The sequence below is a fragment of the Actinorhabdospora filicis genome, assembly GCF_030269765.1.
Taxonomy (GTDB): Bacteria; Actinomycetota; Actinomycetes; order Mycobacteriales; family Micromonosporaceae; genus Actinorhabdospora; species Actinorhabdospora filicis.
Genome location: NZ_BSTX01000001.1, coordinates 1,543,364 through 1,558,900, shown reverse-complemented (window position 1 = coordinate 1,558,900; position 15,537 = coordinate 1,543,364). Strand labels below are relative to the sequence as shown.

15 protein-coding genes and 1 tRNA gene are annotated in these 15,537 nt (G+C 72.0%); 8 read left to right on the top strand and 8 right to left on the bottom strand.

The annotated features are described in order from the left end of the window. Positions 1-460 precede the first annotated feature (460 nt). The 3 genes from QSK10_RS07140 to QSK10_RS07130 all read right to left on the bottom strand — a co-directional run bounded on the left by QSK10_RS07140 (position 461) and on the right by QSK10_RS07130 (position 2,579). On the bottom strand, positions 461-1,567 hold the full coding sequence (locus QSK10_RS07140; RefSeq protein WP_285661806.1) for a class I SAM-dependent methyltransferase: 1,107 nt from the start codon (positions 1,565-1,567) through the stop codon (positions 461-463). A gap of 21 nt (positions 1,568-1,588) precedes the next feature. Beyond that, the gene (locus QSK10_RS07135; protein ID WP_285661805.1) at positions 1,589-1,900 is read right to left on the bottom strand and encodes an FmdB family zinc ribbon protein; all 312 of its coding nucleotides are present in this window, start codon (positions 1,898-1,900) and stop codon (positions 1,589-1,591) included. A 106-nt stretch (positions 1,901-2,006) separates the two neighbouring features. Next, complete coding sequence (locus tag QSK10_RS07130; protein WP_285661804.1) at positions 2,007-2,579, bottom strand: 5-formyltetrahydrofolate cyclo-ligase; 573 nt, start codon at positions 2,577-2,579, stop codon at positions 2,007-2,009. A gap of 212 nt (positions 2,580-2,791) precedes the next feature. Here QSK10_RS07130 and QSK10_RS07125 point away from each other — a divergent pair, with 212 nt between their 5' ends. From QSK10_RS07125 to sepX, 5 genes are all read left to right on the top strand, one after another. Further along, positions 2,792-4,843 carry a GGDEF domain-containing protein gene (locus tag QSK10_RS07125; RefSeq protein WP_285661803.1) on the top strand — a complete coding sequence of 684 codons (2,052 nt, stop codon included), beginning with the start codon at positions 2,792-2,794 and terminating at the stop codon, positions 4,841-4,843. 44 nt (positions 4,844-4,887) lie between these two features. Continuing rightward, positions 4,888-5,784 (top strand): UTP--glucose-1-phosphate uridylyltransferase, encoded by an 897-nt coding sequence (locus QSK10_RS07120; RefSeq protein WP_285661802.1) that lies wholly within the window; start codon positions 4,888-4,890, stop codon positions 5,782-5,784. Positions 5,785-5,804: 20 nt separating this feature from the next. Beyond that, positions 5,805-7,064 (top strand): molybdopterin molybdotransferase MoeA, encoded by a 1,260-nt coding sequence (locus tag QSK10_RS07115; RefSeq protein WP_285661801.1) that lies wholly within the window; start codon positions 5,805-5,807, stop codon positions 7,062-7,064. Continuing rightward, positions 7,061-7,684 carry a GNAT family N-acetyltransferase gene (locus tag QSK10_RS07110; protein WP_285661800.1) on the top strand — a complete coding sequence of 208 codons (624 nt, stop codon included), beginning with the start codon at positions 7,061-7,063 and terminating at the stop codon, positions 7,682-7,684. The genes QSK10_RS07115 and QSK10_RS07110 overlap by 4 nt, the downstream gene beginning before the upstream one ends. A gap of 94 nt (positions 7,685-7,778) precedes the next feature. Beyond that, complete coding sequence (sepX, locus tag QSK10_RS07105; RefSeq protein ID WP_285661799.1) at positions 7,779-8,564, top strand: divisome protein SepX/GlpR; 786 nt, start codon at positions 7,779-7,781, stop codon at positions 8,562-8,564. A 761-nt stretch (positions 8,565-9,325) separates the two neighbouring features. Here sepX and QSK10_RS07100 read toward each other — a convergent pair. Together QSK10_RS07100 and QSK10_RS07095 are read right to left on the bottom strand one after the other, a co-directional pair. Next, positions 9,326-9,781 carry a hypothetical protein gene (locus QSK10_RS07100; protein WP_285661798.1) on the bottom strand — a complete coding sequence of 152 codons (456 nt, stop codon included), beginning with the start codon at positions 9,779-9,781 and terminating at the stop codon, positions 9,326-9,328. Between the two features lie 34 nt (positions 9,782-9,815). Further along, a complete protein-coding gene (locus tag QSK10_RS07095) occupies positions 9,816-10,436 on the bottom strand; it encodes a TetR/AcrR family transcriptional regulator (protein WP_285661797.1) in 621 nt (206 codons plus the stop codon). Between the two features lie 89 nt (positions 10,437-10,525). Between QSK10_RS07095 and QSK10_RS07090 the strand changes: the two genes are divergently transcribed. Continuing rightward, a complete protein-coding gene (locus QSK10_RS07090) occupies positions 10,526-10,942 on the top strand; it encodes a DUF6463 family protein (RefSeq protein WP_285661796.1) in 417 nt (138 codons plus the stop codon). On the opposite strand, the gene QSK10_RS07085 is transcribed toward QSK10_RS07090, so the two are convergent. Together QSK10_RS07085 and rsmI are read right to left on the bottom strand one after the other, a co-directional pair. Continuing rightward, complete coding sequence (locus tag QSK10_RS07085; RefSeq protein WP_285661795.1) at positions 10,903-11,688, bottom strand: VIT1/CCC1 transporter family protein; 786 nt, start codon at positions 11,686-11,688, stop codon at positions 10,903-10,905. The two genes, QSK10_RS07090 and QSK10_RS07085, sit on opposite strands and share 40 nt — an antisense overlap. Next, positions 11,685-12,551 carry a 16S rRNA (cytidine(1402)-2'-O)-methyltransferase gene (rsmI, locus tag QSK10_RS07080; RefSeq protein ID WP_285661794.1) on the bottom strand — a complete coding sequence of 289 codons (867 nt, stop codon included), beginning with the start codon at positions 12,549-12,551 and terminating at the stop codon, positions 11,685-11,687. Before rsmI ends, QSK10_RS07085 begins: the two co-directional genes overlap by 4 nt. Positions 12,552-12,574: 23 nt before the next feature. Between rsmI and QSK10_RS07075 the strand changes: the two genes are divergently transcribed. Together QSK10_RS07075 and QSK10_RS07070 are read left to right on the top strand one after the other, a co-directional pair. Continuing rightward, positions 12,575-14,095 carry a dolichyl-phosphate-mannose--protein mannosyltransferase gene (locus QSK10_RS07075; protein ID WP_285661793.1) on the top strand — a complete coding sequence of 507 codons (1,521 nt, stop codon included), beginning with the start codon at positions 12,575-12,577 and terminating at the stop codon, positions 14,093-14,095. 57 nt (positions 14,096-14,152) lie between these two features. Next, positions 14,153-14,225 (top strand) — tRNA-Ala (locus tag QSK10_RS07070). 272 nt (positions 14,226-14,497) lie between these two features. On the opposite strand, the gene QSK10_RS07065 is transcribed toward QSK10_RS07070, so the two are convergent. Continuing rightward, positions 14,498-15,334 carry a DUF4097 family beta strand repeat-containing protein gene (locus QSK10_RS07065; RefSeq protein WP_285661792.1) on the bottom strand — a complete coding sequence of 279 codons (837 nt, stop codon included), beginning with the start codon at positions 15,332-15,334 and terminating at the stop codon, positions 14,498-14,500. Positions 15,335-15,537 lie beyond the last annotated feature (203 nt).

The window sequence follows — 15,537 nt, the reverse complement described above, 5'->3', positions numbered from 1 at the left end:
CAGGACGGCACCCGAAGTCTCCAGCCCAGTCGGCGGAGTCGATGAGCCCGGCCCAAACCCAACCCGGCCCGGCCGGAGACGAACGCCCGGCAGAACCACCCCCACCCCAAGGTCGAAGCCGGCCCGTGGACAAGCCGCGAGCCGGAAACGGTCCGGGTGCGATGCGAAGCCTTGTAGGGCCCTCGCACAGACCGGCCGAAAGACGCAAGACGAGCCGCCACGACGGACAAGCCCACGCCCGCCACCTTTCGGCCCGGAAGCGGGATCTTCTGGCGGGTGGACTGACGGGTCCATGAACGAGGGTTCTGGGGGTGTCAAGCCGCGCTCTTTGGCTTGACACCCCCAGGTTCCTCGTTCACCGTCGCCAAGACCGCACGACAGGAGATCCGCGACCCGCAACCAGCCCACACAGGGAGGGCTGGAGAGGAGGGGGAAGCGGCAAGAAGCTCGCGCGAAAGCCCTACCCCAGCAACCCCGCCAGCCGCGGCTTGACCCCCCAAGCCGCCACCAGCCCGTCGTACTCCACCCGCGCCGCCGTGCGCAGCGCCGCCGGGACGTCCGCGCGGCGTGCCCGCAGCATCGTGTTCCGCGGGGTGTGCGCCGAGGCGATGAACTCCACGACGTCGACCTCGTACCCGAGCGAGCGCAGCAGCAGCGCGCGCAGCGCGTCGGTGAGGGTGTCGGCGAAGCGCTCCAGGAGGATCCCGTCGCGGACGAGGGAGCCGTAGGGCGCGGGGGCGGAGCCGGAGCGGAGTTGGGCGGCGATGTCGTGGTGGCAGCAGGGGGCGGCGAAGATGTGCGCGGCTCCCAGGGACACTCCGCGGGCCAGGGCCTCGTCGGTGGCGGTGTCGCAGGCGTGGAGGGCGAGGACGACGTCGGCTCCCGGCAGGTCGGCGGACGCGGCGGTGTCGGCGACGAAGCGGACGCGGTCGGCGCAGCCCAGTTCGGTGGCGACCTGGCCGTTGCGGACGCGCTGGTCCTCGCGGACGTCGACGCCGATCACCTCGACCTCTCGCGAGGCGGCGAGGTGGCGGTAGGCGGCGAAGGTGAGGTAGGCGTTGCCGCAGCCGAAGTCGACCACGCGCAGGGGCGTCGAGCCGGTGAGCGAGCCGTCCACCAGGTGCAGGAACGCGTCGACCTGGCGGCGTTTGGCCGCGTCGCCGCCGACCACGTCGAAGAGGGGGTCGTCGGGGGCGATCAGGTGGGGTTTGGCGCGGTCGTGAGAGGTGTCGCGGACCCGGGAGGCCTCCGTGCGGTGCAGGAACGCCTTCCCGCGCTTGGTGACCCGGACCTGGACGGTGGCGTCGGTCAGTTCCACGTGCCAGTTGCCGTAGGGCCGGGCGAGCAGTTCGTCGACCGTCTCGGGGGTCCAGGGCAGGTTCTGGACGGTGGGCCGCGCGCCGTCGGAGGTCTCCAGCTGGAGTGCCTCGCCCGCCTTCACCGTCACGGGGCGCAGGCGGGTGTGGGGAGGCGCTTCGGTGCCCTTGATCCGTCCGGCGGCCACGGCGGAGACGAGGCGGTCGCGGTCGAGGAGGAGGGCGCGCAGCTCAGAGAGGTCGGCGGTCACCTTGAAATGGTGTCACGCCGCTCAGGCGGCCTTGGTGTCGCTCTTCGGCTTGGGCTTGCTCTCGGCCTTCTTCTCACCCGAGCCGGAGCCGGAGCCGGCGGCGGGGGAGGAGGTGGTGGTCGCCGAGGTCGACTTCGCCGATTCCTTGGAGGAGCCGGTGCGGTTGTCGGTGCGGTAGAAGCCGCTGCCCTTGAAGACCACGCCGACCGCGGAGAAGACCTTGCGCAGGTCGCCCGAGCAGTTGGGGCACACCTTGAGGGCCTCGTCGGTGAACTTCTGCACCACTTCGAGCTGCTCGCCGCAGTTGGTGCAGGCGTACTGGTAGGTAGGCACGGTTCCTCCGGGAAAGACTGGCACTCCGCTAGGCCAAGTGCTAATTGTGCAGGGCGGTGGGCGAATCGTCCAGCCGGAGGCGCCGGTGTGGTGAGCAACGCCATCCTCACAGGGGCCGGTGGCCCGCCGGGGTGACCACGGCGGTGACGCGCCGGTCGTGGGGTTCGGCGGGCAGCGCGTCCACGAACTCCTCCTCGTCGAGCAGCGCCAGCAGCGGCACACCGGCGGGGACGCGGGCCAGCGCGCGGTCGTAGGACCCGCCGCCGCGGCCCAGGCGCGTCCCGTCGGCGGCCACGGCCAGGGCGGGGACGATCACCAGCGCGGCGGTGAACTCCACGGCCTCGCCCGGGGGCTCCAGCAGGCCCTTCAGCCGCCCGGGCACGAGGGTGCCGTCATAGCGTCCCCAGGCGAGGTCGTCGTCGGGCAGCAGCACCGGCAGCAGGACGCCGTAACCGAGATCACGAAGACGTTCGGGCAGGTCGCCGCCACCGGGTTCATCGGCCATCGGGACGTAGGCGGCGACGTCGGCGCCGGGGGCCGCGAGATCACCGCAGGCGGCGCCGAGGGCGGAGAGGATCTCCAGGTCGGCACCTCTACGCTCCATGGTGGACAGCCCGCGGCGGCGGGCCAGGAACCGCTGTCGCAAAGCGCGCTTTTCGGTCCTCCGGTCGGATTCCATCCGTATCACCCTTCCGAGGATCAATGCCGCACGTTGCCGGGAGCGGTGGTCAATCGTTGTCTGAACGTGGTGTGCTGGCGAGTGCGACCGATGGTTACATTGCATCGAGCGGACTGCGGCCCGTGCGCGAACGGTACCGGTGGGCGACGTGATCTCCGGGCCGCGGGCGACTAGACCGACGAGGCTCTCAGTGGGACTGGGGTGAGCGCGACTTGACTTTGCGAGCGCGGCTCACCGCCGCCTTCCTGGCGGTCGTCCTGGGGCCCGTACTGGTCGGCGCGCTGTTCGTCGGCGTCACGGTGACCGCCGTCGGCGCCAACCGCGCCCAGGAGCGGCTCGGATACGGCGCGGCGAGCCTGCGCACCGCCGTCGACTCCCTCTGCACGCGCCTGTCGGCCGCCGCGCAGACCCTCGGGCTCCTCGCCGGCGAATCCGGCTCGCTGTCCCAGGCCCGCGCGGCCGAGTTCGCCGACGACGTGACCAACCGCGGCCTGGCCGCCACCGTCACCGTCGAGGACGCCGAGGGCGAGACCATCGCGCAGAACGGCGCGCGCGTCCACTCCTGGATCGACTGCTCCGACGGCACCGTCGCCCCCGCCGGGGACGGCGCGGAGAAGGGGCCCGGCGGCACCGTCGCCGCGCTCGCCGCGCACATCACCATCTACGACGGCGACCGGAACCCCGTCGGCGTGGTCCGCGCGGGCTTCCCCATCGACGCCGACCTCCTCGACGGTTTCGCCGCCCTGTCCGGCTGCGACGTGACGATCCTGTCCGACCCGCCGGTCTCCAGCGCCGACGCCGGGGCGGCCCTGGCGGCCAAGGCCCGTGACATGGAGCCCGGCAAGCCCGGCGACACCGCCGACGGCGGCCTCATCCAGGTCGTCGCCCCCGAGGGCGGGCAGCCCCTGCGCATGGCCCTGTCCACCACCCGCGACCTGCCCACCGGGCTGTACCCGATCCTGCTGGTCGCCGTCGCCGCCGCCGGGATCCTGGCCGTGCTGGCCGCCTGGTGGCTGGCCAGATCCACCACGAGACCGGTGACCGAGCTGGCCATCGCCGCCGACCGGGTCGCCGCCGGTGACCTGGACGCCCGGGTGCCCGTGCGCGGCGGCGACGAGGTCGCCGCCCTCGCCATGACCTTCAACCGGATGACCCGCGAGATGCAGGGCTACGTCCAGGCCCTCACCGCCAGCCGCGACCAGCTGCGCGGCAACCTCGGCCTCCTCGGCGACACCCTGTCCTCCACGCACGACCTGGACCGCATCCTCGAAGTCATCCTCTCCACCGCGATGACCGCCACCGGCGCCCAGGCGGGGGCGATACTCCTGGTCGACGAGGACACCGACGACCCCGGCCTGACGCTGGTCGCGCGCACCCACACCGGCCTGCCGCCCACCGGCATGCGCATCCGCGTCGGCGAGGGGCTCCTCGGCGCCATCGTCGCCGCCGGTGAACCCCGCCGGGGACGCGTCACCGAGCAGACGCCCCTGGCGCCCTCCGAACCCCGATGTCACACCTACATCGCCGTGCCCTTCGCCGGAGCCGACGTCCTCGGGCACGGCGCGGGCAAACCCGTCGGCGTCCTGGCCCTCTACGACCGCCTCGGCTTCGACGAGTTCGACGACACCGACCTGTCGACCCTGCGCACCTTCGCCGGGCAGGCCGCCGTCGCCGTGGAGAACGTCCTCCTGCACGAGGAGGCGCAGCGGCTGTCCCTCACCGACCCCCTCACCGGGCTGTGGAACTACCGCTACCTCAAGGTCACCATGGACAAGGAGGTCGAGCGCGCCCACCGCTTCGGCCGCCGCACCGCCGTCATCGCCATCGACCTCGACCGCTTCAAAGAGGTCAACGACACCTACGGCCATCCCGTCGGCGACCGCGTCCTCATCGAACTCGGCTCCCGCATCACCGCCCAGATCCGCGAGGTCGACTTCGCCTTCCGCTACGGCGGCGAGGAGTTCGTGGTCCTGCTGCCCGAGACCGACCGCTACGGCGCCATCCCCGTCGCCCGCCGCCTCGGCGAGGCCATCCGCGGCTGCGCGTTCACGATCCCCGGCAAGGACGGCGAACCCGAGCGCACCATCCCCGTCACCATTTCCATGGGCATCGCGATCTTCCCCGACCACGGCGAGACCGGCGCCGCCGTCCTCGCCGCCGCCGACGAGGCCCTGTACGCGGCCAAGGCCGCAGGGCGAGACACCTACCGAGTGTCCCGGCCCGCCGAGGAGCCCGCCGCCGACGACCGGACACCCGTCACTTAGATCGTTCCCGCGACTGCGGACGGTGAACCCGTAGGCTCACACTCATGTCGAACCGTGAGCCAACGCCACCGGACCGTCCACTCAAGGCGGTCATCCCGGCCGCCGGGTTCGCCACCCGATTCCTTCCGGCGACCAAGGCCGTCCCCAAAGAGCTCCTCCCGGTCGTGGACCGGCCCGTCCTCCAGTACATCGTGGAAGAGGCCGCCGCCGCCGACCTGCGCGACATCCTCCTGGTCACCGGGCGCGGCAAGACGTCCATGGTCGACCACTTCGACCGCCGCCCCGACCTGGAGGCCCGGCTGGCCGAGAAGGGCGACGAGGAGCGCCTGCGCGCCATCCTCGAACCCTGCGACCTCGCCGAGATCTACACCTGCCGCCAGGGCGAGCCCCTCGGTCTCGGGCACGCCATCTCCTACGCCGAGTCGCACGTCGGCGACGAGCCCTTCGCGGTCCTGCTCGCCGACGAGTTCACCGAGATCGGCGACCGGCTGCTGCCGCGGATGCTGGAGCTCCAGCGTGAGACCGGCGGGATCGTCCTGGCGCTGCTGGAGGTCCCGCGCGAGGACGTCGACCGCTACGGCGTGGCGGCGGTGCGCGGCGACGGCGACGTGGTCGAGGTGACCGGCCTGGTCGAGAAGCCCACGGTGGACGAGGCCCCGTCCAACCTCATCCTCATCGGCCGCTACGTCCTGCCGCCGCAGATCTTCGAGGCGATCCGGGAGACCAAGCCCGGCCGCGGCAACGAGATCCAGCTGACCGACGCGATGCTGCGCCTGCTGGACGGCGGCACGCCCGTGCACGGCATCATCTTCCGCGGCAAGCGCTACGACACCGGGGAGCCCGTCGGGTATCTCCAGGCCGTCGTGCAGCTGGCCTGCGAGCGAGATGATCTCGGCGCGTTTCGGGACTGGCTGGTCCGTTTCGTGGAAACTCAGGGATAGGTGATTGGGGGTGTACGTCGATGGCTGAGCTCCATCCCGACGCGCAGCGGGGCGACGAAGTGGTGCCACTGGTGCGGTTCCTCAGCGACGCCCTCGCGCGGGTGCGTCCACTGCCGTCCATTGACGTGCACCTGACGCAGGCGCACGGGCACGCCCTCGCGGCCGACGTCACCGCGCCCGGCGCGGTACCGGCGTTCGACCACTCCACCGTGGACGGCTACGCCGTCCGCTTCGACGACATCGTCGCGGCCACGCCCCGGCGGCCGGTGCAGCTGAAGGTCCTCGGGGACGTCTCGGCGTCCTCGTGGCGGCCGGTGCGGATCCTGCCCGGCACCTGCTTCTCGGTGGCCGCCGGCGCGCCGCTGCCGACCGGCACCGAGGCCGTGGTCCCCACGTCGTGGACCGACCAGGGCATGGCCACCGTGGAGATAGGGGAGGTGCCCAAGCGCGGCTACGGCCTGCGCCGGGCCGGGGACGAGGTCTCCGCCGGGCAGGTCCTGGGCCGCGCGGGCCAGCAGGTCACGCCGCACCTGATCGCGCTGTTCGCCGCCTCCGGCGTCAGCGACGTCCACGTGCGCCCGGAACCGCGCGTGGTCATCATCGCCACCGGCGACGAGCTGATGGACGCCGGGCGGATGAGCCAGCCCGGCCAGATCGTCGACGTCGACTCCCCGGCGCTCACCGCCGCGGCCGCCGAGGCGGGCGCGCACGCCTTCCGCATCGGCATCTGCGATGACGAGCCGGAGGCCCTGCGCAGCGTCCTCGACGACCAGACCCTGCGCTCGGACCTGGTGATCACCACCGGCGGGACCGGCCTCGGCCCCGGCGACATGGTCCGCCGCACCTTCGGGCGCGACGGGGCGGTCGACTTCGCCACGGTGTCCATCTTCCCGTCCTCGACCCTGGGCTTCGGCACGATCGGGCCCGAGGAGATCCCGATCATCTGCCTGCCCGGCGAGCCCGGCGCCGCGCTCATCGCCTTCGAGGCCTTCGCCCGTCCCATCATCCGCCGTCTGGCGGGGGTGGAGCCGGTGTTCCGGCAGCAGGTGAAGGCGCACCTCCTGGAGACGGTGTCGTCTCCGGCGGGTCTGCGGGAGTTCCGGCCCGCCGACGTCCAGGAGCGCCGCGGCGGCGGGTACACCGTGGCGCCGCTGTCGGGGGGTCCGTACACTCTGTCCGGTCTGGCGGTGGCCAGCGGCCTGATGGTGCTGGGGGAGAAGGTCACCAACGCCCCCGCCGGGTCCACCGTGGACGTACTCCTCTTTGACAGGCGCCGATGACTGAAGAACGTATGGGCTGGCCCGTCGTGCTCACCGAGGGCCGGCTGTCCCTGCGTCCCTACAAGCGCTCGGACGCCAGGGCGTGGAGCGACCTGCGCCGCGCCAACGAGGGCTGGCTGTCGCGCTGGGAGCCCACGTCCCTGGGCAGCTGGCACGACACCCACACGGTCGCCTCCTTCCGCGCCCTGCACCGCGAGCTGAAGCGCACCGCGCGCGCCGGGACGGCCATGCCCTTCGCGGTCTGCTGGGACGGGAACTTCGTCGGCCAGCTCACCGTCGGCAACATCGTGCGCCGCGCCTTCCGCTCCGCCTACATCGGCTACTGGGTAGACAAGGGACACGCCGGGCTCGGCATCATCCCCACCTCGGTGGCCCTGGTCGTCGATCACTGTTTCTCCCGCGGTGGCCTGCACCGCATCGAGGTCAACATCCAGCCCGACAACCGGCCCTCGCAGCGGGTGGTGGAGAAACTCGGCTTCCGCAAGGAGGCCCTGCACGAGCGCTACCTCTACATCGACGGCGCCTGGCGCGACCACATCGGCTACGCCGTCACCATGGAGGACGTCCTCGAACGGGGCGGCATGATGGAACGCGCCCGGGGACTGCTCAAGGCCCACTGACCGTCCACTTCGGGGTACGGGGGAGGCCAAACCCGCGCCCGCGCACGGGTCGGGGGCGTACCCTCGGGTAACAGCGAGGAGGGTGGGAACGCGAATGCCGACGTCGGTGCTGCTGGCGATTCTCGCGGCCGCCGGGCTACTCGCCCTGGCGCCCGCGCTGGTGCGCCGCTACGACGCCGGTGAGCGCATCGCCGCCGAGCGCGAGGCCTCCACCGCCCGCGTCCTCTCCCGTCGCGACAAGAAGACCACCGTAGCGGCCTGCGCGCCCGAGGATGAACCCGAAAGTCGCACAGACGACAGTTCACCCGGGTGGCAACGAGCTGGCCGTGCGCGCGCGGCCTCGGTACGGTTGACGGCTCAGGCTTCCTCGCGCTCGGTGGGTGAGACGGACGTGGCAGACAACGAACGACGCGCCTGGTGGCGACGTCGCCACCGCCGCATCCTCATCGGGATGCTGGTGGTCTGCCTCGCCGAGCTCGCCGGTGTGGTCTTCCTCGGCCCCGGGTTCTGGATCGGCTTCGGCGTCGTCTTCCTCCTCCTGCTCTGGTACGTCCGCCACCTGCGCCTGCGCGCCCTGGCCTCCGGACGCACCGTGCGCGGAGAGATCACCGAGGCCCCACGCGTCCCCCGCCAGGTCTCGGCGGTCGCCGAGTCCCAGCCCCCACTGATCGACCCACGCTGGCCGGACGAGCCCGCGCCGGTGCTGTACCGGCCCGCGGAGAAGAAGGAGCCGGAGGCGGTCCCGCGGGAGCGGGACGAGGACGACGACGATCACGACGACGCGGGTCGGCCGCCGGTGGGGCGCGAGGAGACGCAGCCGCCGACGCGTCCGAAGGGGATCCGGGGGCGGTCTTATGAGTCGCCTGCGGCGAATGTTTAGGGTGGCTGGGAGCAGGGCCGAGGTGAAGGTCGAGGCGAAGGCCGAGGCGAAGCCGGGGACCGGTGGGCTGGGCGCGTAGCGCATCCAGCCGGGCGAGGCATCGGACGAGGGTGAGCACCGCCGAGCGGGAAGTGTCTTGATCGGGTGTCTGCGAGGGACGCGTGCGTGCGGCGGCGCAACCAACCCGGTTGGCCACGACACCACCGGGTGCCAAAAGCTGAGGCCGCTTCCGGCTCGGGGGAAGTGTTTTGAGTTCCCGGGGTCCAGGGGACGGAGTTCCCTGGTGGGGGTCCAGGGGGCAAAGCCCCTTGGGCACCAAACGGAGAAGACGACAAACCACGGCCGCAAGTCCCACGCACCCGAGAAGAGAAGCCGGGGTGGAGCGAGGCCGGGCGACGCGGGACCGGTGCGGGGCCGGGGCGGTTCGGGGCCGGGGCGGCGCCCCGGCCCTTCTTTTCAAGCGAGTGACACCTGCGGTGTCACCTCGCCTCCCGGCCGTTTTGGTCGGGGTAGCAGGCGCTTCGCCCTGCACCAGACCAGGGCCTTGCCCTGGACCCACCAGGGAACTCCGTCCCCTGGACCCCGGAAGTCAAAACACTTCCCCCGAGCCGGAGGCGGCCTCCGCTCTTCGGCACACGGTGAGCCGTGGCTCTGGGGGTTGGTTGCGCCGCTGCACGCGCGCGTCTTTCTCAAACACGCGGCCAAAACACTTCCCCCCGCGTGGGGGGCCGCTCCTGTGCTCTTTGCCTGCGGCTTTGGCCTCAAGCCGACTCCTCCTCCACCCGCCCCCGTCGCCAGTGCCCCACCAGCCCGTACCCCCAAGCCCCAACCCAAACCGCCCCCAGCGTGACCGTCACCCAGCTCCACCCGTTCACCGGCATCCCGTCCGCGTTGCTCACCACCCCAGCAGCGCGCAGCGCGAACCCCACGAAGCCCGCGCCGATCAGCAGCAGTGCTCCCCACGAGGCGATGTGCAACCCCACCTCCACCCAGCGCGGCCAGCGGCGCAGCAGGGCCAGCGCCAAGGCGGCGGTGATGACGCCGAGGGCGGCGTTGCCCAGTTGCGCGGCGGTGGCGTCCCCGAAGGCGGCGTTGGCCTCGGGGGTGGCCTCGAAGCCGTCGATCCCGAGTTCACCGCGAACGGCGAAGTGGATCTTGCTCGCGGCGTAGGCGAGCCCGCCGAGGGCCGCGATCACCGCCGCCTGAGGAGTCTTCATGGCTCCAGCCTCGCCGACGGGCGGCGGCCGTCCCTCACCCGGGTGTGGCGGTCCCATCCCCCTGCCGGGGGAGTCCCCCGGCCGGGTGAATCAACCCCCCTGCCACGGTGCTGGCCAGGTCATCGGCGAAGCCCTCCCGGTCGCCCTCGCCGAAGACGTGCAGGCGCGCGAAGATCGCGCCCATCATCACCGCGTGGACGAAGGCGGGGTCGGGCGCCGCGGGGAGTTCGCCGCGCGCGGTGGCGCGGTCCAGGATCAGCGCGATGGTGGCGCGTTCCAGGGCGGCGAAGCCGCGCATGGCGGTGGCCACGGCCTCGTCCTCCATGTCGGCGAGCAGGCCGCCGAGGACGCCGCCGACGCCGGGGGCGCCGATCATGCCGGTGATGGTCGCGGCGAGCCAGCGCAGGTCGGCGCGCAGGGAGCCGGTGTCGGGCGGCTGGGGGACCTGGGCGCCGTGCATGGTCGCGGCGAAGACCATCTCCTGCTTGGTGGCGTAGCGGCGGTAGATGGCGGCCTTGCCGATGCCGGCGCGGGCGGCGACGGCGGCGACGGTGAGCCCGGCGTAGCCGGCTTCGGCCAGCAGCACGCGCGTGGCCTGCAGGATCGCGGCGTCGACGCGTTCATCGCGGGGGCGGCCTGGACGGTTGGGAGACATGGACGCATAATACAGAACCACGAGTTCCGATACTCTCGGTTCCGTAAGTTGTGCCGTGTCGTCGATAGTCTCTGAAAGGGAGTCCCCTCATGCGCAAGACCCTCTGGGCCGGCCGGATCATGATGGCCCTCGGTGTGATCCACCTGGTCCTGATGACCGGGCTGGCCTACAAGCACGTGCCGGGCTGGTTCGGGCTGGAGCTGTGGGACCCGAAGGCCGATCCGACCTCGATCCAGCCCTCGCTGGGCGCGTTCTGGTCGTCCTACGGCAGCTTCAGCGTCCCCCTGCTGCTGCTCGGCGCGTTCACCGTCCACCAGGGACGCCGGGGCGTGCCCGTGCCGAGGTTCGTGGGCTGGGGCGTGGGCCTGTGGGCGCTGGGCGGCGCCTACCTGCTGGAGCCGACGCCCTTCGTCCTGGCCCTCATCCCGGCGATCCTGATCCTGAAAGACAGGTCTCCGCGGGAAGATCAGGCCACCGCCGCGCCGAACACGTCACCCACGAAATAGGTCACCGCGGAGGCGACCGCGACGATGAGCAGCTGCCGGGCCGCGCCCCACCAGGGGCCGCGGCCCGAGCCCACACCGAGGTAGCCGCCCACGAACAGCGACGCCACCGCCGTCAGCGTCGCCGACCACAGCACGGCGGTGCCGCCGTCGGTGACGAACCACGGCGCGAGCGGGATGAACGCGCCGACCATGAACAGCAGCAACGATGAGACCGCGGCGATCAACGGTGAACCGGCGTCGTCGGAGTTGACGCCGAACAGGATCGTGGCGGCGTCCTTCGAGGCGGTCCGCTTCGCCGAGACCACGCCCTCGCTGGCGCGCTCGGCCGTCTCGGCGTCCAGGCCGTGCCGCCGCATGGACCGCGCCAGCCGCGCCAGCACCACCGGCGGCGACAGGTGCCAGGCCCGGTGCAGGTCGCGCTCGATGCCCTGGGCGACCTCGACCTGGCTGCGCACCGAGACCCACTCCCCGGCCGCCATCGACAGCGCGCCCGCGACCAGGCTCGCCAGGCCGGACAGCCGCACCGTCCCCGCGCTCGTCGCCGCCCCCGCCACCCCCAGCGTCAGGCACAGGTTGGTGACCAGGCCGTCGTTGACGCCCAGCACCGCCGCGCGGATGCCGCCCCCGGCGACCTGCCGGGCGGTCTTCTCGATGCCGTCGAGGGTCTCCTCGGCCTCGGTGTCGACGGCGTCGCTGCGGGACGCCGGGTCCCAGCCCGGCGCCAGTTTCGCCCAGTCCTCGCTCATCCGTCGTCCCCCTCCTTCACGCGCAACAACGCCTCGTACACGTCCCGGCGGCGCAGGCCGTGCCGCGCGGCGACCTCCGCCATGGCCGCCTTGCGCTGCGTCCCGGTCTCTTCGAGCTCCGCGACCGCCTCGGCCAGGTCGGCGTCGCTCGCCTCGGCGGGCGCGGCCGGCTCGGCCCCGGCGATGACGAGGGTGATCTCGCCGCGCGGGGCGTCGGCGGCGACGCCCTCGCAGAGCTGCGCGAGCGTCCCCCGCCGGACCTCCTCGAAGGTCTTGGTCAGCTCCCGGCACAACGCGGCCTGCCGGTCGGCGCCGAAGACCTCGCGCAGGTCGGCCAGGGTCGCCTCGACCCGGTGCGGAGACTCGAAGAACACCATCGTGCGGCGCTCGGCGGCCAGATCGTGGAAGGCGGCCCGGCGCGCCCCCTGCTTACGCGGCGGGAAACCCTCGAAGCAGAACCGGTCGCTGGCCAGGCCCGACACCGCCAGCGCGGTCGTCACCGCCGACGGGCCCGGTACCGAGGTCACCGGGATCCCGGCGTCCACCGCGGCCCGCACCAGCCGGAAACCCGGGTCCGAGACCGAGGGCATTCCCCCGTCGGTGATGACCGCGACGGTGTACCCGGCGTTCAGGGCGTCCACCAGCCCCGACTCGCGCTCGGACTCGTTGCCCTCGAAATAGGAGACGACCTTCCCCTCGGGTGAAACACCGAGTTCCCGGGCGAGCCGGTGCAGTCTTCGGGTGTCCTCGGCCGCCACGACGTCGGCGGAGCGGATCACCTCGGCGATCCGCGGGGAGGCGTCGGCCGGGTTTCCGAGAGGGGCGCCGAGGAGGATCAAGCGGCCGGGTGCTGCGTCAGTCACGTGGAAAGCTTAGGATCGCGTGGATGACCGCCATCGCCGAACGGGAGCAGACCGCCTCCAGCGTCCTCTCCACCGCTCCCGAAGTACGCGAGCGGCTCACCCCCAGCCTGCCCACCGACCGGTTGCGCGACTGGATCGTCACCGGTGCCGTCATGGCCGTCGCGGTCATCCTGCGCTTCGTGGGCCTCGTCCACCCGCGCGGCATGATCTTCGACGAGGTCTACTACGCCCAGGACTCCTGGGACCTGCTCAACCACGGCGTCGAATGGGACGACAAGGCCCGCAGCGGCGCCTTCGTCGCCCACCCGCCCCTGGGCAAGTGGCTCATCGCCATCGGCGAGAAGATCTTCGGCTACAACGAGTTCGGCTGGCGCATCAGCGCCGTGGCCGCCGGGCTCATCTCCGTCCTGCTGATCATCCGCATCGCCCGCCGCCTCTTCGGCTCGCCGATCCTGGCCGGGGCCGCCGGACTGCTCATGGCCCTCGACGGGATGGCCTTCGTCACCGGCCGCACCGCCCTGCTGGACGTGTTCCTGCTGGTCTTCGTGCTGGCCGCCTTCTACTTCCTGCTCCTGGACCGCGACCAGCGGCGCAAGCGCTGGATGACCGCCCTCGCCGGCGGCCTCGACCCCACCCGCCGCCGCCCGCCCTTCGCCGTCCCGTGGTGGCGCCTGGCCACCGCCGTCATGCTCGGCTGCGGACTCGGCGTCAAATGGAGCGCCGTCTGGTACGTCATCGGCTTCTTCATCCTCGCCTTCGTGTGGGAGTACCGGACCCGCAAGTCCGCCGGCGTCCCCCACGCCTTCCGCGACACCCTCATCGACGAGACCGGCTGGCTCGTCCTGTGCGGCCTCATCGTCGTCGCCGTCTACGTGTCGACCTGGACCGGCTGGTTCATGAGCGACGACGGCTGGGGACGCCACTGGCTCCAGTCCCAGGGCCGCGCCGAACCACCCGTCATCGGCGCCCTCCAGAACCTCCTCAAGTACCACGAGGACGTCCTGCGCTTCCACGAGACGCTCACCGCCGACCACACCTACGAGTCGCAGCCCTGGCAGTGGCTCCTCGACGCCCGGCCGGTGGCCTACTACTGGTCCAACGACATCGACTGCGGCGCCGCCAACTGCGCCGGCGAGGTCCTGCTCCTGGGCACCCCCCTCCTCTGGTGGTCGTTCCTCCCCGCGCTCATCGCCCTCGTCTGGTGGGGCATCGCCAAACGCGACTGGCGCGCCTGGGCGGTCCTCATCGCCGCCCTCGCCGGAGTCGTGCCCTGGCTCAACTACCCCGAGCGCACCATGTTCTTCTTCTACGCCCTGCCCGCCGAGCCGTTCCTGATCCTGGCCGTGGTCTTCGCCCTCGGCATGATCGGCGGCGCCGGGCGGGAGACCACAGTGGAACGACGCATGACCGGCGCGTTCGTCCTCGCCGGATACGTAGTGGTCATCGCCCTGTGCTTCGCGTACTTCTACCCGATCTACACCGGATCGCCCATCACCTACGACGACTGGTACGCGCGCATGTGGCTCGACAAGCTATGGATTTAAGGGCCCCGAAACCCTCGTGCTAAGGTAGTCACCGCACCGCCGCAAGGCGGCTGGTGAGGGGCTGTGGCGCAGTTGGTAGCGCGTCTCGTTCGCATCGAGAAGGCCAGGAGTTCGAATCTCCTCAGCTCCACTTTCCAGGCAAGGCCCGTGCTCGTAAAGAGCGCGGGCCTTCGCTGTTTTTCCGGGGCCCGAGCCCCGGACCCCACGCCGGGGGGAACCCCGGACCCCCGGTGGTCGCGCGAGTGGGTGAGTTCGGCCTGAGTGGTTGAGGGGTGAGGTCCCGCGGCATGCGAAGACCCCCTCGCCTCATGCGCGAGAGGGTCTTCGGGCCGTCGTTGCGATGCTCGTGGCGGGTGGGCCGGTGCTCCCGCGATCTCCCGTGTGCTCGATGTCGGTCCCCTCTCACACGTAGTTGATCGTGATGTCCCCGCCGTGGGTGCGGGCGCGGACCTTCACCGTGCGCTCGGTCGTCGCGACCGCTCCGGCGTACTCGCGGACGCGGCCGGCGGTGGCGCGGGCGTCCAGGGCGACGGCGGTGCCGTGGGGGACGCCGATCTCCACGTCGCCGTTGGGGGTGTAGAGCTCGACGGGGCCGGTGCCGATCTCGCCGAGGCGGAGGTCGCCGGAGGCGGTCTTGACGTTGACGGTGCCGCGGGCCGCGCCGACGGTGATGTCGCCGTTGGCGGAGTTGACGCGCAGGTCGCCGCCGATCTCGCCGAGGACGCTGGTGCCGCCGATGTTCTTGACCACGGCGTCGCCGTCGACGCGGTCGAGGCGGATGGCCCCGTTCCCCGAGACGTCGGCGTCACCGGTCACGTGCCCGACGGTCACGTCGCCGCCGACGGTGCGGACGCGCAGGCTCGCGGCGCGCTCGACGCGGACGTCACCGGTGGGGGTCTTCAGGCGGACGGCGCCGGCGGCGCCCTCGACGGTGAAGGAGCCGCTGGCGGTCGTGCCCTGCACGTCGGAGCCGGCGGGCAGTTCCACGACGACGTCCACGCGGCCGTGGCGGCTCTGGAACAGGTTCGCCAGGCGCATCTGGCGGTGCTTGACGGTGAGGCGGCCGTCGCTGAAGTCGATCTCGGCGTCGCGGGCGGCCTTCACGTCCAGGTCCCACGTGGAGTCGGCGGGGGTGACCTCGACGACGGTGGTCGCGCGGTCGCCGGCCACGAACCGGACGCTCCCGAAGACGATGTCGACGACGGCGGAGACGGGGGCGGGAGTGTCGTAGGTGTGCATGCCGGTGCCTTCCTCAGTGTGGTCGGCCCCCGCGGCGGGGACTGGGACGACATTGACCCGCCGCGCTGACACCGGACGGTCATCGCGCTGACACGGCTCCACCCGCCCGAGGCTACTCAAAACGGCACGAAACGGGACGGGAACCGGCCCACACCGGCCCCCACACGGTGTCAGCGGCCGTGTCAGGGCGAGGACAGGGCCGT

Bases quoted from the DNA above. Each gene is read 5' to 3' on its own strand.
- QSK10_RS07065 (WP_285661792.1), bottom strand. From the start codon at position 15,334: ATGCACACCTACGACACTCCCGCCCCCGTCTCCGCCGTCGTCGACATC.
- QSK10_RS07075 (WP_285661793.1), top strand. From the start codon at position 12,575: ATGACCGCCATCGCCGAACGGGAGCAGACCGCCTCCAGCGTCCTCTCC.
- QSK10_RS07110 (WP_285661800.1), top strand. From the start codon at position 7,061: ATGACTGAAGAACGTATGGGCTGGCCCGTCGTGCTCACCGAGGGCCGG.
- QSK10_RS07095 (WP_285661797.1), bottom strand. From the start codon at position 10,436: ATGTCTCCCAACCGTCCAGGCCGCCCCCGCGATGAACGCGTCGACGCC.
- QSK10_RS07090 (WP_285661796.1), top strand. From the start codon at position 10,526: ATGCGCAAGACCCTCTGGGCCGGCCGGATCATGATGGCCCTCGGTGTG.
- QSK10_RS07130 (WP_285661804.1), bottom strand. From the start codon at position 2,579: ATGGAATCCGACCGGAGGACCGAAAAGCGCGCTTTGCGACAGCGGTTC.
- QSK10_RS07120 (WP_285661802.1), top strand. From the start codon at position 4,888: ATGTCGAACCGTGAGCCAACGCCACCGGACCGTCCACTCAAGGCGGTC.
- QSK10_RS07115 (WP_285661801.1), top strand. From the start codon at position 5,805: ATGGCTGAGCTCCATCCCGACGCGCAGCGGGGCGACGAAGTGGTGCCA.
- QSK10_RS07085 (WP_285661795.1), bottom strand. From the start codon at position 11,688: ATGAGCGAGGACTGGGCGAAACTGGCGCCGGGCTGGGACCCGGCGTCC.
- QSK10_RS07100 (WP_285661798.1), bottom strand. From the start codon at position 9,781: ATGAAGACTCCTCAGGCGGCGGTGATCGCGGCCCTCGGCGGGCTCGCC.
- sepX (WP_285661799.1), top strand. From the start codon at position 7,779: ATGCCGACGTCGGTGCTGCTGGCGATTCTCGCGGCCGCCGGGCTACTC.